This window comes from Candidatus Brocadiaceae bacterium, assembly GCA_012728835.1.
Lineage (GTDB): Bacteria > Planctomycetota > Brocadiia > SM23-32 > SM23-32 > JAAYEJ01.
In genome coordinates this window covers 33,628-57,538 of the sequence record JAAYEJ010000045.1, presented here as the reverse complement: position 1 = coordinate 57,538, position 23,911 = coordinate 33,628, and the positions used below count along the sequence as shown (strand labels likewise).

Annotated in this window: 22 protein-coding genes; 9 read left to right on the top strand and 13 right to left on the bottom strand. The window is 70.6% G+C overall.

Going from position 1 to position 23,911, the window contains the following annotated elements; translation table 11 throughout:
• The first annotated feature begins 840 nt into the window (after positions 1-840).
• Positions 841-1,842, top strand: coding sequence for a (4Fe-4S)-binding protein (locus GXY85_07055; protein NLW50590.1), 1,002 nt, complete (start codon positions 841-843; stop codon positions 1,840-1,842).
• Between the two features lie 29 nt (positions 1,843-1,871).
• On the top strand, positions 1,872-2,750 hold the full coding sequence (locus tag GXY85_07050; protein NLW50589.1) for a DUF89 family protein: 879 nt from the start codon (positions 1,872-1,874) through the stop codon (positions 2,748-2,750).
• Between the two features lie 127 nt (positions 2,751-2,877).
• Here the strand turns inward: GXY85_07050 and GXY85_07045 are convergent, their stop codons facing one another.
• From GXY85_07045 to GXY85_07035, 3 genes are all read right to left on the bottom strand, one after another.
• Positions 2,878-4,302: a sulfatase-like hydrolase/transferase gene (locus tag GXY85_07045; GenBank protein NLW50588.1), complete on the bottom strand. Its 1,425-nt coding sequence runs from the start codon at positions 4,300-4,302 to the stop codon at positions 2,878-2,880.
• A gap of 91 nt (positions 4,303-4,393) precedes the next feature.
• On the bottom strand, positions 4,394-5,440 hold the full coding sequence (locus GXY85_07040) for a Gfo/Idh/MocA family oxidoreductase (GenBank protein ID NLW50587.1): 1,047 nt from the start codon (positions 5,438-5,440) through the stop codon (positions 4,394-4,396).
• A gap of 330 nt (positions 5,441-5,770) precedes the next feature.
• On the bottom strand, positions 5,771-6,031 hold the full coding sequence (locus tag GXY85_07035) for a hypothetical protein (protein ID NLW50586.1): 261 nt from the start codon (positions 6,029-6,031) through the stop codon (positions 5,771-5,773).
• A gap of 228 nt (positions 6,032-6,259) precedes the next feature.
• Between GXY85_07035 and GXY85_07030 the strand changes: the two genes are divergently transcribed.
• Positions 6,260-7,444 carry a Gfo/Idh/MocA family oxidoreductase gene (locus GXY85_07030; GenBank protein NLW50585.1) on the top strand — a complete coding sequence of 395 codons (1,185 nt, stop codon included), beginning with the start codon at positions 6,260-6,262 and terminating at the stop codon, positions 7,442-7,444.
• Between the two features lie 42 nt (positions 7,445-7,486).
• On the opposite strand, the gene GXY85_07025 is transcribed toward GXY85_07030, so the two are convergent.
• The 3 genes from GXY85_07025 to GXY85_07015 form a co-directional block, all read right to left on the bottom strand.
• Positions 7,487-8,299 carry a hypothetical protein gene (locus GXY85_07025; GenBank protein ID NLW50584.1) on the bottom strand — a complete coding sequence of 271 codons (813 nt, stop codon included), beginning with the start codon at positions 8,297-8,299 and terminating at the stop codon, positions 7,487-7,489.
• Entirely contained in the window at positions 8,296-9,045 is a 750-nt protein-coding gene (locus GXY85_07020) for a hypothetical protein (GenBank protein NLW50583.1), read from the bottom strand. The genes GXY85_07025 and GXY85_07020 overlap by 4 nt, the downstream gene beginning before the upstream one ends.
• A 135-nt stretch (positions 9,046-9,180) precedes the next feature.
• Positions 9,181-9,744, bottom strand: coding sequence for a DUF192 domain-containing protein (locus GXY85_07015; protein ID NLW50582.1), 564 nt, complete (start codon positions 9,742-9,744; stop codon positions 9,181-9,183).
• 137 nt (positions 9,745-9,881) lie between these two features.
• On the opposite strand from GXY85_07015, the gene GXY85_07010 reads away from it, so the two are divergent.
• Both GXY85_07010 and GXY85_07005 read left to right on the top strand, forming a co-directional pair.
• Positions 9,882-10,442 carry a hypothetical protein gene (locus GXY85_07010; protein ID NLW50581.1) on the top strand — a complete coding sequence of 187 codons (561 nt, stop codon included), beginning with the start codon at positions 9,882-9,884 and terminating at the stop codon, positions 10,440-10,442.
• A complete protein-coding gene (locus GXY85_07005) occupies positions 10,432-11,403 on the top strand; it encodes a VWA domain-containing protein (protein ID NLW50580.1) in 972 nt (323 codons plus the stop codon). Before GXY85_07010 ends, GXY85_07005 begins: the two co-directional genes overlap by 11 nt.
• Positions 11,404-11,407: 4 nt before the next feature.
• On the opposite strand, the gene GXY85_07000 is transcribed toward GXY85_07005, so the two are convergent.
• Positions 11,408-13,600, bottom strand: coding sequence for a UvrD-helicase domain-containing protein (locus tag GXY85_07000; protein ID NLW50579.1), 2,193 nt, complete (start codon positions 13,598-13,600; stop codon positions 11,408-11,410).
• A gap of 248 nt (positions 13,601-13,848) precedes the next feature.
• Between GXY85_07000 and GXY85_06995 the strand changes: the two genes are divergently transcribed.
• The 3 genes from GXY85_06995 to GXY85_06985 all read left to right on the top strand — a co-directional run bounded on the left by GXY85_06995 (position 13,849) and on the right by GXY85_06985 (position 17,577).
• Positions 13,849-14,034 (top strand): hypothetical protein, encoded by a 186-nt coding sequence (locus GXY85_06995; protein ID NLW50578.1) that lies wholly within the window; start codon positions 13,849-13,851, stop codon positions 14,032-14,034.
• Positions 14,031-15,422 (top strand): M48 family metalloprotease, encoded by a 1,392-nt coding sequence (locus tag GXY85_06990; GenBank protein NLW50577.1) that lies wholly within the window; start codon positions 14,031-14,033, stop codon positions 15,420-15,422. Before GXY85_06995 ends, GXY85_06990 begins: the two co-directional genes overlap by 4 nt.
• 154 nt (positions 15,423-15,576) lie before the next feature.
• A complete protein-coding gene (locus GXY85_06985) occupies positions 15,577-17,577 on the top strand; it encodes a hypothetical protein (protein NLW50576.1) in 2,001 nt (666 codons plus the stop codon).
• 12 nt (positions 17,578-17,589) lie between these two features.
• On the opposite strand, the gene GXY85_06980 is transcribed toward GXY85_06985, so the two are convergent.
• A complete protein-coding gene (locus tag GXY85_06980; GenBank protein NLW50575.1) occupies positions 17,590-17,958 on the bottom strand; it encodes a J domain-containing protein in 369 nt (122 codons plus the stop codon).
• 192 nt (positions 17,959-18,150) lie between these two features.
• Here GXY85_06980 and galK point away from each other — a divergent pair, with 192 nt between their 5' ends.
• Positions 18,151-19,521, top strand: coding sequence for a galactokinase (gene galK / locus GXY85_06975; protein NLW50574.1), 1,371 nt, complete (start codon positions 18,151-18,153; stop codon positions 19,519-19,521).
• 14 nt (positions 19,522-19,535) lie between these two features.
• Here galK and hcp read toward each other — a convergent pair whose 3' ends face one another.
• From hcp to GXY85_06950, 5 genes are all read right to left on the bottom strand, one after another.
• On the bottom strand, positions 19,536-21,179 hold the full coding sequence (gene hcp / locus GXY85_06970) for a hydroxylamine reductase (GenBank protein ID NLW50573.1): 1,644 nt from the start codon (positions 21,177-21,179) through the stop codon (positions 19,536-19,538).
• 73 nt (positions 21,180-21,252) lie between these two features.
• Entirely contained in the window at positions 21,253-22,443 is a 1,191-nt protein-coding gene (locus GXY85_06965) for an MBL fold metallo-hydrolase (GenBank protein NLW50572.1), read from the bottom strand.
• A gap of 36 nt (positions 22,444-22,479) precedes the next feature.
• The gene (gene ric / locus GXY85_06960) at positions 22,480-23,214 is read right to left on the bottom strand and encodes an iron-sulfur cluster repair di-iron protein (protein ID NLW50571.1); all 735 of its coding nucleotides are present in this window, start codon (positions 23,212-23,214) and stop codon (positions 22,480-22,482) included.
• 31 nt (positions 23,215-23,245) lie between these two features.
• Positions 23,246-23,575, bottom strand: a complete 330-nt coding sequence (locus GXY85_06955) for a cupin domain-containing protein (protein NLW50570.1) — start codon at positions 23,573-23,575, stop codon at positions 23,246-23,248.
• Positions 23,575-23,910 carry a hypothetical protein gene (locus tag GXY85_06950; protein NLW50569.1) on the bottom strand — a complete coding sequence of 112 codons (336 nt, stop codon included), beginning with the start codon at positions 23,908-23,910 and terminating at the stop codon, positions 23,575-23,577. The genes GXY85_06955 and GXY85_06950 overlap by 1 nt, the downstream gene beginning before the upstream one ends.
• Between the last annotated feature and the right edge of the window lies 1 nt (position 23,911).

Genomic DNA, 23,911 nt, shown 5'->3' with positions numbered 1-23,911 from the left:
AAGGGCGGCACGGGCAAGACGACGGTCGCGGTCAACATGGCCGCCGCCCTGACGCGCGGCGACAGCATCCGGCAGCCGGTCCGCCTCCTTGACTGCGACGTCGAGGAGCCGAACGATCACCTGTTCGTTCACCCGCACTTCTCCGAAAGGCAAGACGTCGCGGTGCGACGCCCGCAATGGGACCCTGAGCGGTGCACCGGCTGCAGGAAGTGCCAGGAGGCGTGCAACTACAACGCCATCGCGGTTGTCAACAAGCCGTCCGAGGACGGTCCCCCGACACCCAACGTGCTCATCTTCTCCGAACTCTGCCACGCGTGCGGGCTCTGCAGCTACATCTGCCCCGAAGGCGCATTGAGCGAGCACGAGGTGGTCATCGGCACGGTGGAGGCGGACCCCGGCTCCGGCGAGTTCTACTTCGCCCACGGCCTGCTGAACGTGGCCGAGCCCCTGGCGCCCGCGGTCGTGCGCGGCGTCAAGCAGCACGCGGCCGACGAGGGCCTGACGCTGATCGATGCCGCCCCGGGCACCGCCTGCCCGGTGGTGGAGGCCGTGCGGGATGCCGACGCGGTGATCCTCGTTACCGAACCGACGCCCTTCGGGCTCAACGACCTGGGCCTGGCGGTCGGCCTGGCGCTCGAGTTGCGCCGTCCCACGGGCATCGTGGTGAACCGATCCGACGGACGGGACACCATCATCCGGGAATACGCTGACCGCGTCGGCGTGCCCATCATCGGCCGCATCCCGTTCAGCCGGAAGTACGCGGAGACCTACTCGCGCGGCGACCTGCTGATCGACGCCTTCCCGGAGGTGGCGGACGAACTGCTGTCCGTCTACCGGCGCATGGTCGAGCTGTCGACACAGGAACCGCCGGCCGCTCCGGCGGAGGTATGGAACACGCAGACAGCGCCGGCCGAGACGGCCCCGCCGCGCTCGGGCAGCGGCAGGACATACCGGGAGTGCACCGTCATCAGCGGCAAGGGCGGCACGGGCAAGACGACGGTGACGGCCGCGTTGGCCGCACTGAGCGATGACAAGGTCATGGCCGACTGCGACGTGGACGCCGCCGACCTGCATCTGCTGCTCAGGCCGCGCGTTCTGGAAGCGCAGGACTTCTACGGTGGAAAGAAGGCGACGATCCGTTCCGCGCAGTGCGTCGCCTGCGGCGTGTGCGCTGCGCACTGCCACTTCGACGCCATCGATCCCGTGTATGCCGCCGACGGAACGCCCACCGCCTACGCCGTGAACGACCTCGCCTGTGAGGGTTGTGGCTTCTGCGGACACGTCTGCCCGATCGGGGCCATCGACGTCACCGACAACTGCACGGGGCAGAGCTACGTCTCCGAGACGTGCCACGGCATGATGTCGCACGCGCGGCTGGGCATCGCCGAGGAGAACTCCGGCAAGCTGGTGACGCACGTGCGCGAGCGCGCATCGGACCTGGCCGCCGACGGCGGGCAGTCCAGGATCATCAACGACGGCTCGCCGGGGACCGGCTGCCCCGTCATCGCCTCCGTCTCGGGCGCCGACCTGGCCCTGATCGTCACCGAGCCGACCGTCTCCGGCGTGCACGACATGGAACGTGCCCTGCAGCTCTGCCGGCACTTCGGCGTGCAGAGCGTGATCTGCATCAACAAGTGCGACCTCAACACGGAGCAGGCCGAGCGCATCCGCGCGATGGCTTCCCAATACGGCGCCCGCGTCATCGGCCGGATCCCCTTCGATCCCAATGTCAACGAAGCCCTCTGCGCCGGCCGCAACCTCGTGGAACACGGCCGCGGGCCGGCCGCGACGGCCGTGCGGGCACTCTGGCAGGAGATGGAGAAGGAACTCGGGGCCGGCTGATCCGCCGAGTTCCTCCAGGGAGACCCCCCGTGAAGACCTACCTGGAATGCCTTCCCTGCTTCGTGCAGCAGACGCTCGACGCCGTCTCGATGGTGACCGACGACCATGGACTGCGCATGCGCATCATGCGCCGGGCGCTTCAGTTCCTGGGCGACTTCCCGGACGACGAACCGCCGCCGCCGATGGCGGCCCGCATCCACCGGCTGATCCGAGAGCAGACCGGCTGCGCCGATCCCTACCGGCAGGTGAAGGACGACGCGAATGCTCACGCGCACGCGCTCGTGCCGCGGATGCGCCTGCTCGTACGCAACTCGGACGACCCCTTCGAGACGGCCCTGCGCATCGCCATCGCCGGCAACATCATGGACTGGGGGGCGCGCCGCCACCTGAAACCCGATGAACAATTGGTCGAACGCACCATCGAGCAGACGCTCGCCGCCCCTGTCCGCGGCCTGCCCGTGCCGAAGTTCCGTCGGCGGGTCGAGTCGGCCCGGCGCGTCCTCTACCTGGCCGACAACGCCGGGGAGATCGTCTTCGACGGCCTGTTCATACCCTTTCTCCCGTGCGCGGACGTCACGCTCGCCGTCAAGGGCGGGCCCATCATCAACGATGCGACGCTGGAGGATGCCGCGCAGGCCGGCCTGCCGGAAGGGCTGCGTGTGGTGAGCACGGGCAGCGCCATCCCCGGTACCGTGCTGGAGGACTGCTCGGAGGAGTTCCGCGCGCTGTTTGCGACGGCCGACCTGGTCATCGCCAAGGGACAGGCGAACTACGAAACGCTGAGCGACGCGGCCGCGCCCGTCTGCTTCCTGCTGAAGGCCAAGTGCCCCGTCATCGCCCGCGACATCGGCTGCACGGTGGGCGAGACGCTCCTGCTGGACGGCGCCGGCGCTCCGCGCCACGCCTGACGCCGGCGCCTCCCCAGTGCCCGGCGTCCGCGCCGCTCGGGTGATCCAGCGCGTCCGGACGTTCCAGGGGCCGGCCTGGAAGAGCACGGCGATGAAGGGGCCCGGGAACGTGGGCTGACGGCCCGTTCTACCACGTCAGGTAGTGCGTCACTTCATCGCCTGCGTCAGGATCGGTGCCGGTGAAGCGGGCGTAGCTCGGGTGCCTGAAGTCCTCGATGGCGTCCAGGTGTCGGTAGTACTGCACCGTCATCGGCTCGCGCACGTCGGGGCGTTCGTGGTAGAGATTGTTCAGCTCGTGCGGGTCCTCGGCCAGGTGGTAGAGTTCCCCGTACGGCTTGTTCGGGTAGTGGATGAGCTTCCATTCGCGCGTGCGGAGGCAGCGCTTGTCCACGGCTTCCGCGTAGACGGCCTCGCGCGGCCGGTAGTTCGATGCATCGCCGGTGACCAGCGCGCTCAGGTCCCGCCCCTGCACGCACTCCGGCACGTCGAGGCCGGCCAGGCGGCAGATCGTCGGGTACAGGTCCACAGACTCCGTCAGTTCGCTGCACTCCCGGCCCTGCCGGCCGCCCGGCGCGTGGATGATGCACGGCACGTGCAGCATGCAGTCGAGCAGGAACGGCGCCTTCGCCGGCATGCCGTGGTCGCCGCAGCACTCTCCGTGGTCGCTGGTGAAGACCACGACGGTATCGTCCGCCAGACCCTGTTCCCGCAGCGTCTCGAGCACGAGGCCGAGCTGCCAGTCGATCTGCGAGACCATGCCGTAGTAGGCGGCCTTCATCTCGCGGAACGTCCGTTCGGACGCCTCGGCGAAGCCGAAGTACTTGTGCGCCTCCGCCTGCCGGTAGAGGCGGTACTCGACGGGCTTCTTGCGGAGGTCGTCCTCCGACCGGTGGAAGGGCGGCACCTCGTCGGGATCATACATCGTCGCGAACCGGCCCGAGGGCACGTAGGGGTGGTGCGGCCCGTAGAAGCCCAGCCAGAGGAAGAACGGCTGCCCGCCGTCCAGGCGCTTCAGGTACTCGCACGTCTTCCTGCCCACGTAGGCGTCGAGGTGGCAGTCCTCCGGCTGGTCCGGCTGCGGCACCGCGCCGAGCCGCTCGCGGAACCGGGGCAGGTCGAATCCGGTCCTGTACTCGTGGCCCCGCGACCTCACGTACTGGACGAACGGGTTGTCCGGGTTCATGTTGCGGATCGACGCCGCCTCGTGGTGGTCGATCGCCGCGCGGAAGCGCCGCTGGTCCAGGTGGTACTTGCCGATGGTGGCCGTCGTGTAGCCGTTCCGCTTGAAGTGCTCCAGCAGCGTGATCTCGTTCTCGCTCAGGTCGTTGAAGTTCCAGCGGACGCCGTGGTGGCACGGGTAGCGGCCGGTCATCATGGAGGCGCGCGACGGGTGGCAGACGGGGTTCTGCGCGAAGTGGTCGGTCAGGCGGACGGAATGCTGCGCCAGGGCGTCGATCTCCGGCGTTTGCATGACGGGATCGCCGGCACAGCCCAGCAGGTCGGCCCGCAGGTGGTCCGTGGTGACGAACAGAACGTTGGGCATGGCGGGCATGCCACATCCCTCCCTGAGCGAAGCCGGCCCCGCCTGGGCGGGGCCGGGCACGACACAGCCGGGGGCGAGGCCCCGGAACGGTCTCCCGCGCTCAGTCGATCGCGACCTCGCGGCCGGCCTCGGCGCTGGCGTAGAGGCCGTCCAGGATCTTCTGCACCATCAGGCCCGCGTTGCTCGGGCACTGGGTCTCGACCTCACCTCGGACGCGCCCGATCCAGTCGCTGATCTTGCGGTCCATCGAGTCCCACTTGCCGACGTAGGAGGGTTCGATGTCCACCATGACGCCGGCGTCATCGGTGTAGAGTTCCGTCGGGGTCAGGAGGCAGCCGCCCTTCTCGCCCATGAGCTGGCAGGTGAAGACGTTCTCCTTGATGTGCGCGACGAAGCTGGACTCGATGGACATGACGGCGCCGTTCTCGAACCGGATCATGCCGACGGCCAGGTCCTCGACGGTGTAGGTCTCCCAGTCCCAGTTGCCCCACGGGGCATCGGTGACGGGCTTCTTGTTGCCCAGGTAGGTGTAGGTCTGCGCGCTGGCGGCGACGGGCCTCGGCTCCCCCATCAGGAAGTGGGCGCATTCGATGATGTGCACGCCGATGTCGATCAGCGGTCCGCCGCCCTGGAGGTGCTTCTGGCCGAAGACGCCCCAGCTCGGGATGCCGCGCCGCCGCAGGGCCTGGCAGCGCACGAACAGCACCTTGCCCAACCGCCCGTCGTTGGCGAAGCGTTTCAGCGCCTGAGCGTCCGGCCGCAGCCGGAACTGGAAGCCCATCGTCAGCGTCTTGCCGCTCCCGGTCTCCGCGTCGATCATCGCCTGCGCCTCGGCGGCGTTCATGGCCATCGGCTTCTCGACCATGGTGTGCTTGCCGGCCTTCAGGGCGGCGATCGTCGGGTCCTTGTGCACGTAGTTGGGCGTGCAGACGGTCACGGCGTCCAACTCGGGCAGTCTGACCAGGTCGTTGTAGTCCTCGAACCGCTTCTCGACCCCGTAGGTGTCGCAGAACGTCTTCAAGTGCTCGGGATCGATGTCGCAGCCGGCGACGATCTCGACGCCTTCGAGCTTGGACAGGCTCTTCGCCTGGACGGTGGCGATTCCGCCCGTTCCGATCACGCCGACCTTCACCGTCTTCTTGGCCATCGTGCGGCCTCCTGCGGGTACGGGAGAGACTGGGACTGGAAAGTCCGGGCCAGCCTGTCAACCTACCGCGGTTCGGAGCGATTGTCAAAGCCGTTCGGGCGCTTTCCGCGCCGGCAACCGTGCTCGGTCTTCCGGTCACGCCGGCGGGCCGCTGCATCCCTTCGGGACTCGGCCTTCGGGCTCGCGACCCGTTTGCTCGCCCTGTTCGCAAGCCGGGTAGCGCGCCTCCCTGATCCAGGGCGGGTGCGTCGCGGCGTGCAGGATCAGTCTGCGGTGGCGCTCAAGCGCGTGCTCGGACAACGTGTCCACTCTATCTGCGTTTATCGGCGTTCATCGGCGGTTGACGGCACGCTTCACCTGAACCTTCGAAGCTCCGAAGTTGAGCAGAAGGCAGAGGCGGAGCCCCGTGGCCGATCTGCCTTCGCGTTCATCTATCACGCCGGCGGCCTGGGCTGTCCAACCCAGCTTCTCATCGAGGGCGCGCGGGGACAGGAGGCCGGCGTCGGAAGAGATCTGGCCGCCCTTGAAATCGGCGACCAGGCGCTTATCCTGATAGAAACTGAAGGTCAGCTGCCGCGAACAGCCTGTCACGCGAAGGCCTCCTCGGCTGGGGACGCGAGATTGAGGTTTCGAGCCCATTGCAGCCGCTCAGGAGGCCCTCTTCCTTGTACGCAGTGTTTCAGTGGTGAATGATCCGGGACTGCCACTCGCAGGGCATAGTCTGTGGGTGCCGAGGATATCGCCGTCATCCTCGCGATCGGCGAATGGACGATGAGATCAAGTGCGGGGACGGTTCCACGTACACATACACGGGAGACAATGATGAAGACGTTGCGCGTGGGGATCGTCGGGGTCGGGTTTGCGGGCCGCTTTCACCTGGAGTGTCTTCGGCGCGTGCATGGCGTGCGCGTGGAAGTCACGGGCGTCACGTCCCTGCGGGAGGAAAGCCGCCGCGCCTTCGGCGAGACGCACGGCATCCCCGTCTTTGACGATTTGCACTCCATGCTCGACCACGTCGATGTCGTCGACCTCTGCTCGCCGCCGTACGCCCATGAGGAAGGCATCCTGGCCGCCGTCGAGGCTGGCAAGGGCATCATCTGCGAGAAGCCCCTGACCGGCTTCTTCGGCCCACCCGATGCCGGCGAGGACTACCGCGGCGACCTCGCCCCGAAGGCGCCCATGCTCGACGCCGTCGTCGGGCGTCTGCGGCGCATCGCCGACGCCGTGCGCAAGGCGGGCGTCTTCTTCGGCTACGCGGAGAACTACATCTACGCGCCCAGCATCCAGAAGGAGCGTGAGATCGTCGAGAAGAGCGCCGCGCAGATCCTGCGCATGATCGGCGAGGAATCCCACAACGGCTCCGCCTCGCCCGTCTACGGCATCTGGCGCTTCGCCGGCGGCGGCTCCCTCATCGGAAAGGGCTGCCATCCGCTCGGCGGCCTGCTCTACCTGAAGCGCATCGAGGGCATGGCGCGCGACGGACGTCCGATCCGGCCCACACGCGTCTGCGCCCGCACGCACCAGATCACGCGCCTGCCCAAATACCGCGACGCCGGCCACATCCGCACGGACTACCACGACATCGAGGACTACGGCTTCATGCACGTGACGTTCAGCGACGGCACCGTGGGCGACGTGGTCACGAGCGAACTCTGCCTGGGCGGCGTGTACGACTACGTGGAGGTCTTCGCCAACAACCACCGCACCCGCTGCCTCCTGAGCCCTGCCGGCCTGATGGACACCTACAACCCGAAGGCCGAGCAGATGGCCGACGTCTACCTGATGGAGAAGATCAGCACGCAGGAGGGCTGGGTGCAGGCCGCGCCGGACGAGAACTTCACGATGGGCTACCAGGCCGAGCTGCAGGACTTCATGACCTGCGCCGCGACCGGCGCCCGCCCGCAATGCGACCTCGACCTGGGCATCGACACCGTGGCGACGATCTACGCGGCCTATCTCTCCGACGAGAAGGCGGGAGCGGAGGTGGAGATCCCACGGCTGTGAGCGCCGCCTGTGCATCCCCCATCACCTGGGGCCTGCCGCCTGTCACCTCGGCTCGAATTCGGCCTCGAACATCGCGCGAAGCGCCTGGCGCTGCATGTGCTCCTCGACCGTCACCGGGCCGGTCTCCACGGCCTCCGCCTGGAGCCGCGCCACGATCTGCTCGATCTCGGCCCGGGCGACCTCTTCGCCGGTCGCGGCCTCCGCGCGCTCGAACCGCTCCAGGCGCCTCAGGGCTGACTCCAGCCGGGGCACGTCAACGCTCAGCCGCTCCAGCCGCGTCCGGGCCGACTCCAGCAGCCGGTCCACCTCGGCCAGTTCCGTCAGCAGCGTATACGCCTGCGGGTCCGCCGCGAGGGACTCGAAGTCGCGGTGTCCGGTCGCCTGCACCGCGCGGCGCAGATCGGCCCGTTCGGCCTCCAGGTCGGCCAGGACCGCACGAGTGCTCTCGATCCGTGCGCGCGCCTCTTCCAGCGTGCCGGAGACCTTCCCGGCCACCCGCCCCGACGGCGTCCTGTGCACCCGCCGCAGCAGGGGCGCCACCTGGTCGGCCCCCAGCGCAACGGCGACCACGAGCATGGCCATCGCCATGACGATGCCGCGCCGCCCGGGGTTGGCCAGCGCCGCCAGCGCCGGCAGGACCAGGGCGAACGCCATGCCGAGCCGCCTGGCACCCCACGGGTCATCCAGGAATCCGCCCAGCGCGTAGCCCCACACCAGCCCGGCCAGCAGCACGAAGCCGCAGCCCATCGTCGTGCGACGCTGGTGGGCCTCGCCCCGCGCCCGCAGCAGCGTTGCGGCGGCGTACAGGGCCAGGAAGGCGCCCACCGCCACCATGCCCCAGCGGAACGCGCTCATTGCTCCGCCTCCAGGAACGCCATCACGTCCGCGTCCGCCTCCCCGGCCGCCGGTTGCGCGGCCTCGGCCCGGTGGGCCAGGAGTTCGTCCACCGTCCGCACGGGCGAACTCGTCAGCAGCTCCTCGTTCCGGTCCATCAGCGCGTTCACCTCGCCCCACGTCTTCTCGGTCTGGCCGGTCAGTTCGCGGGCGCGCGCGATCTCGCGCTGGGCGGGCAGCATGTCGAGGGTCGCCTTGATGCGCGCGATCTGGCCCACGAGTTCCAGTTCGCGCCGGGCCGCCTCCTCGGCGGTGCGATCCAGTTGGACGACGGCCTCGCCGCTGTCGGTCCGCTGCTGCAGGATCAGGCGCACCTGCTCGATCAGCTCCGCACGGCTGTAGTCGCGCCCCTCCAGCCGCGCGGGATAGCCGCCCTCGGCCTCGGCCTTCCGGTAGGCGGCCCGGAACGACTCGGCCAGTTCGCCGGCCGCCTCGGACGACGCGCGCGCATGGTCGGCGGCCACTTTGAGACGCTCGCGGGCGGCAGCCAGGTCGCGCGTGGTGCGCTGCATGGCCGCCAGGTGCCCATGGAGATTGCGCTCGGCGTGCTCGATGAACCCGACGGGGTCCGCACGGCGCGCCTCCTCGGTCCAGCCCGCGTGGCGGCCGTACAGGTCAGCGGCCTGTTGACGGCAGCCCGGGGCGAAGCGCCAGGCCAGGGCGCCGCAGACGGCAATCAGGACGACGACCATCAGAACGCGTTTCATTGCGGCAAGCCCCCCTTCCTCCAGTGGAACATCCTGCCCCCAGACTAAGCCGACGCCGCCCCCAAGTCAACGCCTTGACGCCGTGCGCGGTGTGGTCCCCGAAGCGGGCGCGGCGGGCGGGGAGCCCTCGGTCGGCTACTCGGGCGCCGTCGGTTCGCCCGGTCCCTCCGGCGGCGCCGGCGGCTCGGCGGCGGGCGGGGCCTGCAGGTCGGGCATCCGGAAGCGCGCGCCGGGGCCGACGCCGCGGTCCGCGAACCACCCCGCCCGCACCTCCAGCACGTGGCGCACGGGCTCGGCGGGCTGGACAACGGCCGGATCGTGGGCGGCCGTGTCGTGGATCTCGCCGATCGTCCCGTCCTCGTGCAGAAAGGCGATGGAGAGCGGGAACCCGGTGGCCTCTTCACTGAACCGGGGCCTCTGGAGTTCCGGGTAGACGTAGAGCATCCCATGCCCGGGCGCCAGCCCCTGGCGGCCCGCCAGACCCCGCCACCGCGCCTCCGGCGTGTCAGCCAGTTCGGCCCGCACTTCATACGACAGCTCGCTGAGGCCGGGCGGCCGGCCCTCGAGCGTGAGCGTGACGTAGCGCGCGTCCGGCGGCGCGCCGGCGCCGGGCCCCGTGCGCGGACGGCACGTCTGGGCGAACAGCACGACGACCACGAAGATCAGCACGAACGTGACCAGATGGCTCTTCCAGTTCATGGCGGCTCCCGAGCGGACGTACGGCCTTTATAGCAGGCGTTCGCACCGAATGCAACGGACCGCACGCCTGGCCCGCCCGGTTGCAGCCCGCCGCCGCACGCAGTAGACTGCCGGCAACGGCAATGGGAGCGTGCGGTATGACGGCCCTCGGGCGACTGGCGGTTCCGGCAGCCGTTCTGTGCGCAGGGCTCCTGGCACTGGCGGCCGTTGCGGAGGCAGCGGACGAGATCCGGGACGTCTACGGCCCTCTGGACCGCGCCGCATCCCCGGAGGCGCCCTCCCGGCAGCTTCCCGCCGGCCTGATCGCCGCCGGATTCGGCGCCGTCGGGTTCTACTGGCTGATCCGGCGCGGCCGCCTGGGCCGCCGGGCCGGCGGGCCGCCGCCCTCGGCACCGGGTCCGCCCGACGAACGATCCCTCGCACTGCCCCCCGGCGAGTTCTACGCACACCTGGCGCGCAGCGTCCGCACGGCTCTGGGGACGACGGCGTGCACGCCCCGGCAGATGGCCGCACGCCCCGCGCCGGCCGGCCGCCCGGCGGAGGGGTGGGAGGCCTTCTGGCAACGCGTCGAGGCGGCCGAATACGCGGCAGCCGACGTCCCTGAGGACCGGCGGCGCGCCGACCTGGCGTTTGTTGCCGCCGTGCTGACGCAGCGGCACGACGGACTGGACTACGGGGGGGGCTGTGATGCAGTTTGAGACGCCCCGGCTGCTGCTCCTGCTGCTGCCCGTCGCGGCGTTGCTCGCCCGCAGGCGCACGGGCGACCGGCCGCCTCTGCCGCCCGTGCCGCGACCGGGCGGCGTGCGCGTGCGGCTGCTCGGGCTGCCCGCTCTGCTCTGCGGCGCGGCTGCCGTGCTGTCGGTTGTGGCCGCAGCGGGCCCCTGCCGGCGGACGGCCGGCGCGGAGGACCGCCGCATGGCGCGCGACATCGTGCTGGCGCTCGATGTCTCCGAGAGCATGCGTGGCCTGGACCTGCAGCTCGACGGCCGGCCGGCCGACCGCATGGAGGTGTTGCGCCGGCATGCCGACGCCTTCCTGGCCCGGCGCAGCGGCGATCGCGTCGGCCTGATCGCCTTCGGGAACCGGGCCGTCACGCAGTGCCCGCTGACGTTCGACCGCGAGATCGCCCGGGCTCTGCTCGGCCACCTGCGGCCGGAGGTGCTGGGCAAGCGCACGGCGCTGGGCGAGGCGATCGCGCTGGCGGCGGCCCGCATGCCGCGCGGGGGAGCGCTCGTGCTGCTGACCGACGGGTGCAACACGGCCGGCGAGGTGACGCCCGGCGACGCCGCGCTGGCTGCCGCCGCCCGCGGGGTGCGCATCTACGCGCTCGGGGTCGGGTCCGACGGCCCCGTGCCGATCCCGGCGCGCATGCCGTCGGGGCGCGTGCGCATGGAGATGAAGCCCTACGCGCTCGACGAAGCGGAGCTGGAGGCGGTGGCGCGCCGGACGGGGGGCCTGTACGTCCGCGCGTCCGACGCCGGGGCGATCGAGCGGGCGTTCGCACAGGTGGACGCCCTGGAGCGGCACGAGACCCCGGCCCCCCGGAGGGTGCCCATGGGGCGCCTGGGCCGCGCGGTCGCAGTGGCCGCAGCCGCGGCCGTGGCCGCCGCGCTGGCGCTGTCGGCGACGGTTCTGCGTGTCTATCCCCGCCTGAGTTGACGACCTACCCGACGCCAACCTCGTCCGGCCCGAGCACGAGCGACATCGTGCCGTGGTTGAAGAAGTTCACGCGCACCACGTGCCGGGCGCCCATGGACTCGGTGGACAGGATCATGCCCTCCCCGAAGCGCGGATGGCTCACGCGCGCGCCGCGCGCCAGGCGGGTGCCGTCGCCGTCCAGGATGCGGAGCGCAATCTTCTTGTCCTTCAGAACGTAGTCCATCTCCCGGGCGAAGGCGGCGGCCGGGGCCGGCGTGGGCGGCGTCGCCTCGACGAGTTCCACGCAGTCGCCGGGCAGTTCGCCCAGGAAGCGCGAGGGCTCGGCCGCCTCCGTGCGTCCGCGCAGCGTGCGGGTGCGCGCATGGGTGAGGAACAGCCGGTGGCGCGCGCGCGTCATGCCCACGTAGAACAGCCGCCGCTCCTCCTCCACGGCCGCTTCCTCGGTGCCGTGCTGGTCGTCGTCCAGCGCCCGGCGGTGCGGCAGCACGTCCTCCTCGACGCCCACGATGAACACCGCGTCGAACTCCAGGCCCTTGGCCGAATGCAGCGTCATGAAGGGCACGGCGCCGGCCTGGGCGTTCCAGCCGTCCACGTCGCTCACGAGCGCGGCCTGCTCCAGGAAGCCCATCAGCCCGCCCTCCGGCGCGCGTTCGTCATACTGCTTCGCATAGCCGATCAACTGGTCGACGGTCTCCTCGGTATCGGCGCGTTCCTCGGCCGACTGGCGCTCCAGGTACTCGATGCGCGCCACGAGCCGGCCGATCAGCGTGGCCATCGACGTCTCGTCCAGCGCCGACAGATCGCGGTGCAGTTCCCGGAAGCCCCCCACGGCCTGGCGCGCTCGCGCGCTCAGGCCCGGGCAGTCGCCCACGTCGCGCACGGCCTCCATCAGGCTCACGCCGCGGGGCGCCGCCGCCGCCATCAGCCGCTCGACGCTGCGCGCGCCGATGCCGCGCGCGGGGGTGTTGATGACGCGCAGGCACGCCTCGTCGTCGCGGGGGTTGACGATCAGCCGCAGGTAGGCGGTGATGTCCTTGACCGGCCGGCGGTCGAAAAAGCCCACGCTGTCCACCACCTGGTGGGGGAGCGACAGGCCGGCGAACGCATCCTCGACCGGCAGCGACTGCTGCTTGGTCCGGTAGAAGACGGCGATGTCGCCCGGGGCAGTGCCGCCCTCGATCAGGTCGCTGACCTGCCGGGCCACCCACCGGCCCTCGGCGTAGGAATCGGCGAACTCCCCCAGGAGGACGCGGGCGCCGTCCTCACGTTCGGTCCAGAGCTGCTTCGGGCGGCGGTAGATGTTGAACTCGATGCAGGCGGAGGATGCCTTCAGGATGCAGCCCGAGGAGCGGTAGTTCCGCTCCAGTGTGACCACCTGCGCGCCGGGGAAGTCCTCCTCGAACTCCATCAGGTTCTCCAGGCGCGCGCCGCGCCAGGTGTAGATCATCTGATCGGGGTCGCCGACGGCGGTGATGTTGTGGTGCTTGCCCTGGAGCGCACGCGCGATCAGGTGCTGCGGCAGGTTCGTGTCCTGGTACTCGTCCACGAGCACGTGCACGTAGCGGTCCTGGTAGCGGGCCAGGACGTCCGGGCAGGTGCGGAACAGGTCCAGGACCTTCAGCAGCAGGTCGTCGAAGTCCATCGCGTTGCTCTCGACCAGCCGGGCCTCGTAGGCGCGGTAGGCGCGCACGAAGCCCTCGTCCTGGTAGCCGAGGGCGCTCTGCGCGCACTGTTCGGGGCCTTCGACGCGGTCCTTGTGCAGCGAGATGTAGTTCAGCACGGCCGTGGGGCTGAACGTGGCCGGGTCCAGCTCCAGGTCCTTGATCACACGCCGCACCACGCGCATCGAGTCGGCGCGGTCATAGATCGTGAACCCCTCCGCGCGGCCCAGGCGCGTTGCATGACGCCGCAACAGCAGCGCGCAGAAGCTGTGGAACGTGCTCACCTGCACGCTGCGCCCGACCAGGGCCTCCACGCGGCGGCGCATCTCGTCGGCGGCCTTGTTCGTGAAGGTGACGGCCACGACGTTCTCGGGGGCCACGCCCCCGCCGAGCAGATGGGCGATGCGGTGTGTGATCACGCGCGTCTTGCCGCTTCCGGCGCCGGCCACGACCAGCAGCGGCCCCTCGCCGAAGCAGACGGCCTCCTTCTGCGACTCGGTCAGTCCGGCGGTGATGCGGGCGGAAGACGGGGGCATTGCACACCATAAGCCTTGAGTGTGTGGGAAGTTAAGACGCGGGGCTCCATGCGGCGCGGCCACGTCCTGCGCCCGGCATCATACGCGCCCGCCGCCGCCCTGTCAAAGAGGCGGACCCCCGCGGAGACGGCCGCGCCGGCCACTGCGGGTAGCGCCGAGCGTCCTTGCCCTGCGCCCCCGCACGGCTTGTCCTCCGGGAGACAATGGAGTATCCTCGAAACCGGGGACAATTCGGAAAGGAACAAACGATGCGTGGTGTCTGGCTCGCCGCAGTCGTATTGGCCGCCCTGGGCGGATCGGGCTGCCACATCAGCCGCCGCATCGTCGAGCGCGAGCCGATCCGCTCCCCCCGACTGGAGACCCTGGAACGGCACCTCACCTACGTCGATCCGGACTCCGGCAAGCCCGACTACGTCATCGAGGTGGGGCGATGAACCGACGCTGCGCATTGTGCCTGACCGCGCTGATGCTGCTGGCGGGGGCGGCCGGCTGCCGCACGAACCCCGTGACGGGCCGCGGCGAGCTGATGTTTGTCTCGCCGGACAACGAGCTGGCCCTCGGCCACCGGGCGCATCCGGACGTGATGTTCATGTACGACGGCGAGTATCACGATCCGGACCTGAACGTCTACCTGGGCACGATCGTTCTGCGGCTGCACGCCACCTCCCACCGCGCGGATATGCCGGTGGACTTCACGATTCTGAACACGTCGGCCGTGAACGCGTTCGCCCTGCCCGGGCATGTCTACGCGACGCGCGGGTTCCTGGCGAAGCTCGAGAACGAGGCGCAGTTCGCCGCCGTGATGGGGCACGAACTGGCCCACGTGGCCGCCGGCCACTCGGCCCAGAGACTGACCCAGGGGATGCTGACCCAGGTGGTGGTGGGCGTGGCCGACGTGGCGGCGGGGGATTCGCTCGCCGGCCGCCTGGCCGTCGGCGCCGGGCAGATCGGCGTCGGCGTCCTGGGGCTCTCCTACAGCCGCGAGCAGGAGCGGCAGGCCGACCGCGTCGGCACCTACTACATGGCGCTGGCCGGCTGGGACCCCCGGGAGGCGCTGTCCATGCAGCGGCTCCTGGCCTCGCTGGGCAGCGACCGCAAGTCCGTCCTGGACCGCTACCTGGCCACCCACCCGGAGGCGCCGGACCGCCTGCGGGAAACCCAGGGGGTGATCGAGGAGAAGAAGCTCGACGGGCGTTACGTGCAGGGCGACGGCATCTACGCCGCCCGCTGGCGCCGGAGGCTGCGGCGGCTCCAGCAGGTCAATGAGGCCTTCGAGCCGCACGACCGGGGCCGCAAGCTGCTGAAGGAAGGACGGGCGGCCGAAGCACTGGCCGCAGCCGAAGAGGCCCTGGCCATGCGGACGGACCAGGCGCCGTTCCACGTGCTCAGAGGCGACGCCCTGCTCAAGCTCGGACGCGCCGAGGCCGCCCGGAAGGCCTACGAAGGCGCCCGGCGCGTCGACCCCCGGTACGTGCCGGCGAACACCGGCCTCGGGCTGGTGCACTTCGCCATGGAACGGTACGCGGAGGCCGAACGGCAGTTCGCCGTCGCCGCGCGCGGCTTCCCGTCCGGCGCGGTCGCCTGGTTCGGCCTCGGGGCGGCCCGCTATCATCTGGGCCGCTACGCCGAGGCCCTGCCGGCCCTGGAGAAGGTGGCGTCGGCAAATCCGAACGTCGCCCTATTGCAGTACATGATGGCCGTCTGCTACGAGCAGGCCGGCCGCCGCCGGGCCGCGTACGACAGCTACGTGCGCGCACTCCAGAGCGGACTGGGCGGCAGCGAGGCGCAGGCGGCGTTTCAGCGCGCGCGCGCCCTGCGCTGAGATTCCCGGCAGCCGCCCGCCACGGCCCCGCTGAGGCGTCCGTGCCAGGCGCCCGGCGCTGCCCATTGAGGGCCCGCCGCGCAGTCGCTTGCAAAGCCCCACCGTGCGCCCTATAAGGGATCGGCCCCACTTCGCTTCAGCGCCAAGGCTCGACATGGAACTCCTCGAGTTCGAAAAGGGCTGCCGCGTCCGATTCCGCAACGGCATCACGGTGGACATTCTGAAGAAGGACGGGGACTACGCGGGCCTGGGCCAGGTGAGGTGGCGCCGCCGCAAGCTGCGGTCGGCCGAACTCCCCGTGCTGCCGCTGATCCGCACGGCCGACGGGTTCGAGGTCAGCCGCCTGCAACTGCGCGAGATCCGGCCGGGCCGCGACGAGTCGCTGACGCTGGACCTGATCCCCTTCGTGCACCGGCACGGGCGCACGGAGTGGACCGGCGCGGACGGGGAGGAGGTCTGGAACGTCGGCCCCTGGGACCAGGAGGCGTCGCGCGACCGGGGAGGTGCCCTGCGGGTCGTCCTCAGAGCGGTGCAGCGGACCATCGGCGGGATCGCGTTCTGCGGCTTCTCCTACTCCTACAAGTACACCTCGCGCAAGCACCATGCCTGCCGCATCCACGACCGCGCATCGTGGGAGCTGGGCGCCCGCGCCACGGGCACGTCCTTCTGGATGGCCGGCCCCGGCGACGAACCGCAGAGGCACTTCACCGCCCTGTCCGATCGGTACACGACCGCCTGGCACGGCGGCGGACGCGTCCGGCAGTTCCTCCCGTACTTCTCCGTGCTGCAGGGATTCACGTTCCAGTTCGATGACCAGAGCCTGCTCGTGACCTGCTTCGAGTCCCCGTTCCACTGCCTCTCGCTCTTCCAGAAGGACGCCGGCCGGAACCACATCGTGCACTGGCACCAGCTCTGCGGCGACCTGGGGGGCGCCCTGGAGTTCCCCGCCCAGCAGGTGCTGGCGGCCGACCTCCCGACGACGTCGCCCGCCGAGCGTTCGGATCAGTACTGCGCCGTCCGTGAGGATCTCCAGCGGCAGGCGGCGGTCCGGCTCGGCGTGGCGCCGGAGCCCCTCATGCCCGGCGGAAGCCTCAACCCCGCCGACGGGTTCACCCTGCAGACGCTGCAGAGCGGCATCGACCGGCTGGCCCGGGCCGGCTGCACACGCATCTACGTGGTCGGGCTGTGCCGCCACTTCGCTCCGGCCCGGCCCGACGAACGTGCCGGCCGGGAGGCCTGCCGGCAGATCCGCCGCATCGTCGACCATGCGCACCAGAGGGGTGCGCAGGTGGCCGCGTCCCTGCTGGACTGCAGCGAGCCCTGGCTGGTGGCGGCCTGCATGGAGACGGACACGGACGCACCGCAGCCGCCGCGCCCGCTCAGCCCGGGCGCAGATGGTCGGGAACTGGTCTCCCTTGCGCTGCGCGGCCAGGACGGCGGCCTTCTGCGTGAGCACCTGCGACGGGTGCGAGCAGGACTGGGCATCGACGCCCTGTTCGGCGACGGTGCCCTTGCCGGGTATGCCGGTCAGTTCGACCGCCGGGTGGGCCAGGCCGCTTCGGGCGCCGGCGCGCAGGGGCGGGTGCGCAGCCTGTTTGGAGCCCGCACGGCGCTGATCGCGGACATTGCCCGCATGGGCTTCGGCTGCCTGCAGACGGCGCCCGGGGCCGTGCCCGGCTGCCTGCGGAGTGTCCCGTACGAAACGCTGAAGGGGCGGGAGTACATGTTCCGCGACAGCATCCTGGAGTACCCGCCCGATGCGGCCTCCGGGCGCAGTGTCGACCCCGTGGAGGTCTACTTCCGCGCCTGTGCGCATCGGCTGGGCTACGCGCTGCCCTGCGAGCCGCGCAGCCGCCGGGGCAGCCGCCGCGCCGACTGGTGGCATACCGGCGTGGCGCCCATCAACCAGGCGTGTCAGGCGCTGCGCGAGCACATGGAACGGTCCCGCATGCTGCCGGAGGACCGGGGAGTCATCTGGACGGGCGTCGACCCGGACGTGCGGGTGCTCTGGTGTTTCGAGCCGTTCTCCTGCCCCGTGGCCGAGGACGCGGACGTCTTCGACGTCCTCGCGAGCCGTCGCGTATCGGCGGGTGACGGCACGTTCCCGGCCGAGGCGCTCCGCGTCTACATGATCCAGAACGTCGGCGGGCCGTAAGGCCCCGACGTCTCAGCCGGCCTCCCGGCGCGGCGGATCCATCTGCATCCACTGCTCGGCGGTGTTGTTGACGGCCGTGTGCAGACCGCTGAAGAGGCTGTCGAACAGGTGCTCGAAGCTCCGGCGGTAGACGCGCGGGCGCGCGGTCCGCGGGCCGAACCCCATCAGCAGGTCGTAGAAGGCCCGCTCGTCGGGGTCGGCGAGGACCTCGTAGGCGCGCCGCACGGCCTGGAACTGCTCCACATTGCACGGGCGCGTCTTCACGTCCGGGTGCAGCTCCCGCACCTTGCGGCGGTAGGCCCGCTTGATCTCCTGGCCCGTGGCGTCCGGGCTGACGGCCAGCGTGGCGTAGTGGGACTCTCCGTTGGCAGGGCGTTCCATGCCGTCCTCCCATGTTCTGGTGTGAGATGAGTGTACCCCGCCCGGGAGCAGCCCGCCAGGCATCCGGCGCAACCTCCGTGCACGCAAGGGCTTGCGGGAGGGCGGAATCCTCGGTCACGCCGCTCCGCCGGCGGTGGCAACCGCACGGGCAACGCCCTACAATTGCCGCATCCCGTTCCCCAGGAGCAGCCGATGGACGGAGCAGACCGATGGACGGACGTGCGGCGGGGGTTCGAGCGCGAGTTCGGCCGGGCGCCCGCATGGCGTGTATGCGCGCCCGGGCGCGTGAACCTGATCGGCGAACACGTCGACTACAACGGGTACCCCGTCCTGCCCCTGGCGGTCCCCCAGGCCGTCCGGCTGGCCGCGGCCCCCCGCGGCGACACGGCGGTCCGGCTGCACAACGCCGCCGAGGCGGCCTTCGGCGACCGATCCTTCGACGTCGCCGAGACCATCCCGCCTTCTGAGATCGGCGACTGGGGGAACTACGCCAAGGCCGCCGTCGAGTCGCTGACCCGTCTGGCAATCGAGCAGGGCCGCCCCGCCGGCACACTCCACGGCATGGACTGCCTGGTCCACAGCGACCTGCCGCCCGCCTCGGGCCTGTCGTCCTCCACGGCGCTGGTTGTCGCCGTAGGACTGGCCTTCGCCGCAGTCAACCGCCTGCCCCTCGAGCCTCACGCCATGGCCGAACGCATGGCCGAGGCCGAGCACTACGTCGGCACCCAGGGCGGCGGCATGGACCAGGCGGCCTGCCTGCTGGCCCGCCGGGGGTACGTGCTGAAGGTCGAGTTCCATCCGCTGCGGGCCGCCCACCTGCCGTTCCCGCCGGGCCACTGCATCATCGCGGCGCACAGCACGGTGCAGGCGCGCAAGACCGCCGAACAGCGCCTGGCCTACAACCGCCGCGTGATCGAGTGCCGCGTGGGCGCACACCTGCTCGCCCGCGCCCTGGGCGTCCGCGCGTCGGGCGCGGCGCCCGCCCGGCGGCTCAGCGACCTGGCCCCGCTGGTCGCCGACGCCGAGGAGGAACTGCCCCGGCGACTGCACGCCCTGGTGGACGGGCGCGAAGGGCTCGCGCCGGCCGACGCGGCCGACGCCCTGGGGATGGACCCCGCGCGGTTCGCGCAGACGTTCCTGCGCATGAGCGACGGACGCATCCTGTCGGTGCCGGCCGACGGCCTGAAGGTGCTGAGCCGCTGCCGGCACGTCTTCAGCGAGGCGGCGCGCACGCGGCGGGCCGAGCGCTGCCTGGAGACGGGCGACATGCCGGCCCTGGGCCGGCTGATGGACCAGTCGCACGCCAGTTGCGCCGCCGACATGGAGGTGAGCTGTCCCGAGCTGGACCAGCTCGTGGGGATCATGCGCAACGCCGGGGCGCTCGGGGCACGCCTGACCGGCGCCGGGCTGGGCGGCTTCGCCGTCGCGCTGGCGCCCGTGGGCGCAGCGGACGACATCCTGCGCGCACTCCGCCGGGACTTCTACGCCCGGCGGCCGCCGGCCCCCGACGGCGCCCTGTTCGTCTGCCGTCCTGCCCAGGGCGCCGTCGAAGAACCGTTCTGAATGACTTCCGGCGGCTACGCCAGCATGGCCGCCAGGTCCTCCTGCGGTGTGGTGATCGGCTTCAGGTCGAACTTCTCCTGCAGCACCCCCAGCACCGCCGGGCTGACGAAGGCCGGCAGGCTGGGGCCCAGCCGCATGCCGCGCAGGCCCAGGTGCAGGAGCGTCAGCAGGATCGCCACGGCCTTCTGCTCATACCACGACAGGACGAGCGAGAGCGGCAGGCTGTTGACGTCCGTCTCGAAGGCGTTCGCCAGCGCTACCGCGATCCGGATGGCCGAGTAGGCGTCGTTGCACTGCCCCACGTCCAGAAGGCGCGGGATGCCGCCGATGTCGCCGAACTCGAGCTTGTTGAACCGGTACTTGCCGCACGCGAGCGTCAGGATCACGCAGTCGTCCGGCACGGCCTGGGCCAGCTCGGTGTAGTAGTTGCGTCCGGGCCGGGCGCCGTCGCAGCCGCCGATCAGGAAGAAGCGGCGCACGGCGCCGCTCCTGACGGCCTCGACGACCTTGTCGGCCACGCTCAGCACGGCCTGGCGTGCGAAGCCGACCAGGATGGACTTCTCGGGCGCGTCCTCGGCGAACCCGTCCTCCGCCAGGGCGGCCTCGATGACCGGGGTGAAGTCCCGGTCCGCGACGTGCGTCACCCCCGGCCAGCCGACCACGCCGCAGGTGAAGATGCGGTGCATGTAGCCGTCCGTGGGCTTCTGTATGCAGTTCGTGGTCATCAGGATGGCGCCGGGGAAGGCGTCGAACTCCTTGCGCTGGTCCTGCCAGGCCCCGCCGTAGTTGCCGACCAGATGCCGGTACTTCTTCAGGCCGGGGTAGCCGTGGGCCGGCAGCATCTCACCGTGCGTGTAGACGTTGATGCCCTTGCCCTCGGTCTGCCTGAGCAGTGCCTCCAGGTCGCGCAGGTCGTGCCCGGAGACCACGATGGCCTTGCCCCTGACGGGCGTCACGCGCACGGACGTCGGCTCGGGGTGCCCGTAGGCGCCGGTGTTGGCGGCGTCGAGCAGCTCCATCGCCTGCAGGTTCAGCTCGCCGGTCTCGAGGGCCTTCGCCGTCAGGTCGTTCACGTCGGTGGGGCAGCCGCCCAGGTAGTCCAGCAGTCCGTCCAGCCGGGCGTCGGCCGCTTCGTCCGTCTTGCCCAGGATGCGCGCGTGGTCCAGGTAGGCGGCCACGCCCTTCAGGCCGTAGGTGATCAGCTCCTGCAGGCCGGCCGCCGTCTCGCCCAGCCTGTCGATCCTGGCCCGGATGCCGACGTTGCGTCCCTGGCGGACCAGGCCGGCAAGGTCGCTCGCCGGGGACCAGTCGGCCGCCCACCGGGGCTCTTCGGCCGGCCGGCCGGCCCGGTCGCAGGCCGCCCGGTATCGTTCCCGCGTGCGGTCGCGCAGCACACCGGCGCGCCGGATCATGGCGGCCAGCGGCTCGGGGTCGAAGTTCACGTTGGTGAGCGTGGCGAACAGGGCCGCCGCCACGAACTCGTCGACCTCCGGATCGGCGACGCCCAGCGGGCGCCCCCTGTGGGCGTACGCCGCCACGGCCTGGACGGCGCGGATCAGCAGGTCCTGAAGCGCGGCCACCTCCGGCGCCTTCCCGCAGACGCCGTGAACGATGCAGCCGGTGCCCTTCGCCGTCTGTTCACACTGGTAACAGAACATGTCCATACCGGTCATCCTCCCCCTCAGAGTTGGAGCCTGCGTCACTCGCGTCGCCCCCGGGGCGGTGCCCCCGTCAGGCCTTCTTCGTTGCGTCGGCCAGTTCCCTGCCAAAGGCGCGGCACGCCTCCAGGTCCTCAGCGCGCGGCTGCCACTTGCAGCGAAGTCCCTCCCGCACGAGCGGGATCCCGCACCGGCGCAGATGCTCCTCGATGAGCCCGATCGACTCGCCGCTCCAGCCGTAGCTGCCGAAGGCCGCGCCGATCTTGTTCTGGAACTTCAGGCCCCGCAGATCCTCCAGGATCGGCGCCAGGCTGGCCAGCACGCCGTTGTTGAAGGTCGGCGAGCCGACCACCACGGTGCGCGCACGGAAGACGTCGACCAGCACGTCGTTGCGGTCCGTGAGCCCCACATGGACGGCCTTGCTGTCGACGCCGGCCTCGGCCAGGCCCTCGGAGATCGCCTCGGCCATGCGCCGCGTGCCGTTCCACATCGTGTCGTACAGGATGACGGCGCGCGGTTCGGGCGTCTGCGCCGCCCATTCCTGGTACTTCCGCACGATCTGCAGCGGGTCCTTGCGCCAGATGACGCCGTGGCTGGGCGCGATCACGTCCACGGGCAGCCCCAGCGCCAGCACCTCGTCGATCTTGCGCCGGACCAGCTTGCTGAACGGCGTCAGGATGTTGACGTAGTACTTGAGCGCCTCTTCGTACAGCTCCTCCTGGTCCACTTCGTCGTTGTAGCGGAAGGCCGTCGCGTAGTGCTGGCCGAAGGCGTCGTTCGGCATCAGGACGTTGTGCCCCGTCAGGTAGGTGAACATGCTGTCGGGCCAGTGCAGCATGGGCGCCTCGACGAAGGCCAGTTCGTTGGCGCCGATGGAGATGCGGTCCCCCGTGCCCACCGACTGGAAGTCCCACGGCTGATGGAAGTGCCCCTCGACGCTCTCCAGGCCGCGCTTGGAGACGACGACCTTCGCCTTCGGCGCATGGCGCATGACGGCCGGAAGGCCGCCGGAATGGTCGACCTCCGAGTGGTTGGCGACGACGATGTCGATCTCGGACGGATCGACGACCTCGCGGATGTTCTCGAGCAACTGGTCCGCGAACGGGCCCCAGACGGTGTCGACCAGCACCGTCTTCTCGTCCCTGATCAGATACGCGTTATAGGACGAGCCGCGGTGCGTGCTCAGCTCGTGACCGTGGAAGTGCGTGAGCCCCCAGTCCACAACGCCAACCCAGTAGAGCCCCGGCTTGATCTCGACGACCATCTTCGTCCTCCCCGGCGATTGCCGCGTGCGTGCCGCTCAGACGCCCCAGCAGGCGATGTCCAGAGCGACCGCCTTGCGGAACAGGATGTTGTTCTCCAGGTGGATGTGCTCGTGCAGGTCGCGCTCCAGCTCCTGCAGGGCGTCGTAAAGCGCCCGGAAGCTGCGGCACGCGTCCTCGGGCAGCCTGTATCCGTCGGTCAGGCCGCGCATCTCGGACAGCGCCTGGCCGGCGTCGTCGTGCTCCAGCCGCATCACGCGCACGGGGTTGCGAATCCGCTCGCTGCCGACCGCCGGCTGCCGACCGCCCCCCCGGACGTATTCCTCCAGCCTTCGCACGTAGGGGAACAGCAGCGACTCCTCCCTCTCCAGATGCTGCTCGATCTCTGTCCGCAGCGAGCCGAACACTTCCCGGAGCGGGCGCAGCACCTTGCCATGTCGCGCCTGATGGGCGGCCAGCACGGCCGTGAAGAGCGCCTCGATGCGGGGAAACGCCTCCCGCAGAAAGGCATGGTGCGCCCCCTCGATGTGGGCGACCAGCTCGGTGAGCGTGGCCTGCGACCAGTCCCGGCCGCCCTCGGGCGCGTCGGCTTCGGCCGCGTCCATGGCGGCGCACAGTTCGCGCAGGTCCACGCCGGCCGCGGCCGCCGCCTCCGCAAGCGGCCGGTCGCCTCCGCAGCAGTAGTCGATGCCGTAGCGTTCGAGGGCCGGCCGAACCGCCGGCCGCTCCGTCACCAGGTCGCCGACCGTCTGGTTTCCGGTGTTGGTGTTCATGTGAGGACCTCCTCGGCCCGAACGGGACGGCCTATTTGCGGCCACCCGGGTTGGGCGTCTTGACGACGAGAAAGCGCAGGTGCGTCTCGCCCTCGTTGGCAACAAGATGCGGGATGCCGGCCGGGCTGTGCACCAGGCTGCCCACGGGCACGCACTCCCGCTCCTCCCCGATCTGCACCGTCGCGTCGCCCCGGACCACGTAGAAGAACACGTCGACGGGCGTGACGTGCGACTTCAGGCCCTGGCCGGGCTCCAGGTCGATCTGGACCACCTGCACGTGCTCGGTGTCGTGCAGACGGCGGGCCAGCACACCGTGTGCATTCTGGAAAGGACTTACCTGTTCGGATGTCACGATCTTCATCATTGCCCTCCCTGCGCCGTCGCAGATCGAGACTCTGCGACGGCGCGTCCACGCGGCGCCTGCCCTTCACGGCGCCCGCGCAGGACCCGGCTGTGGAAGTCCGGCAGAGCGAATGGGACGCAGTCGGCCGCGATCAGCAGGTCCGCCCCCTCGAAGAACGGCGCCGCCCCCGGACACGTGTGCACGGCGTCGCCGGGGGACGAGACCCCCAGTCCCGCCGCCTCCTCGTCGAACTCCGCCGCCTCCCGGGTGATGATCCGGATGGCCCCCCGCGGACAGGCCCCCAGGCAGGCGCACTCCTCTTCGGCGATCTCGACGATCTGTCTCTGAGCCATC

Excerpts from the sequence above, each read along its gene's own strand:
- GXY85_07055 (NLW50590.1), top strand. The coding sequence starts at position 841 with ATGGTCGAGCTGTCGACACAGGAACCGCCGGCCGCTCCGGCGGAGGTA.
- GXY85_07045 (NLW50588.1), bottom strand. The coding sequence starts at position 4,302 with ATGCCCGCCATGCCCAACGTTCTGTTCGTCACCACGGACCACCTGCGG.
- GXY85_07040 (NLW50587.1), bottom strand. The coding sequence starts at position 5,440 with ATGGCCAAGAAGACGGTGAAGGTCGGCGTGATCGGAACGGGCGGAATC.
- GXY85_07030 (NLW50585.1), top strand. The coding sequence starts at position 6,260 with ATGATGAAGACGTTGCGCGTGGGGATCGTCGGGGTCGGGTTTGCGGGC.
- GXY85_07025 (NLW50584.1), bottom strand. The coding sequence starts at position 8,299 with ATGAGCGCGTTCCGCTGGGGCATGGTGGCGGTGGGCGCCTTCCTGGCC.
- GXY85_07020 (NLW50583.1), bottom strand. The coding sequence starts at position 9,045 with ATGAAACGCGTTCTGATGGTCGTCGTCCTGATTGCCGTCTGCGGCGCC.
- GXY85_07015 (NLW50582.1), bottom strand. The coding sequence starts at position 9,744 with ATGAACTGGAAGAGCCATCTGGTCACGTTCGTGCTGATCTTCGTGGTC.
- GXY85_07010 (NLW50581.1), top strand. The coding sequence starts at position 9,882 with ATGACGGCCCTCGGGCGACTGGCGGTTCCGGCAGCCGTTCTGTGCGCA.
- GXY85_07005 (NLW50580.1), top strand. The coding sequence starts at position 10,432 with ATGCAGTTTGAGACGCCCCGGCTGCTGCTCCTGCTGCTGCCCGTCGCG.
- GXY85_07000 (NLW50579.1), bottom strand. The coding sequence starts at position 13,600 with ATGCCCCCGTCTTCCGCCCGCATCACCGCCGGACTGACCGAGTCGCAG.
- GXY85_06995 (NLW50578.1), top strand. The coding sequence starts at position 13,849 with ATGCGTGGTGTCTGGCTCGCCGCAGTCGTATTGGCCGCCCTGGGCGGA.
- GXY85_06990 (NLW50577.1), top strand. The coding sequence starts at position 14,031 with ATGAACCGACGCTGCGCATTGTGCCTGACCGCGCTGATGCTGCTGGCG.
- GXY85_06985 (NLW50576.1), top strand. The coding sequence starts at position 15,577 with ATGGAACTCCTCGAGTTCGAAAAGGGCTGCCGCGTCCGATTCCGCAAC.
- GXY85_06980 (NLW50575.1), bottom strand. The coding sequence starts at position 17,958 with ATGGAACGCCCTGCCAACGGAGAGTCCCACTACGCCACGCTGGCCGTC.
- galK (NLW50574.1), top strand. The coding sequence starts at position 18,151 with ATGGACGGAGCAGACCGATGGACGGACGTGCGGCGGGGGTTCGAGCGC.
- hcp (NLW50573.1), bottom strand. The coding sequence starts at position 21,179 with ATGTTCTGTTACCAGTGTGAACAGACGGCGAAGGGCACCGGCTGCATC.
- GXY85_06965 (NLW50572.1), bottom strand. The coding sequence starts at position 22,443 with ATGGTCGTCGAGATCAAGCCGGGGCTCTACTGGGTTGGCGTTGTGGAC.
- ric (NLW50571.1), bottom strand. The coding sequence starts at position 23,214 with ATGAACACCAACACCGGAAACCAGACGGTCGGCGACCTGGTGACGGAG.
- GXY85_06955 (NLW50570.1), bottom strand. The coding sequence starts at position 23,575 with ATGAAGATCGTGACATCCGAACAGGTAAGTCCTTTCCAGAATGCACAC.
- GXY85_06950 (NLW50569.1), bottom strand. The coding sequence starts at position 23,910 with ATGGCTCAGAGACAGATCGTCGAGATCGCCGAAGAGGAGTGCGCCTGC.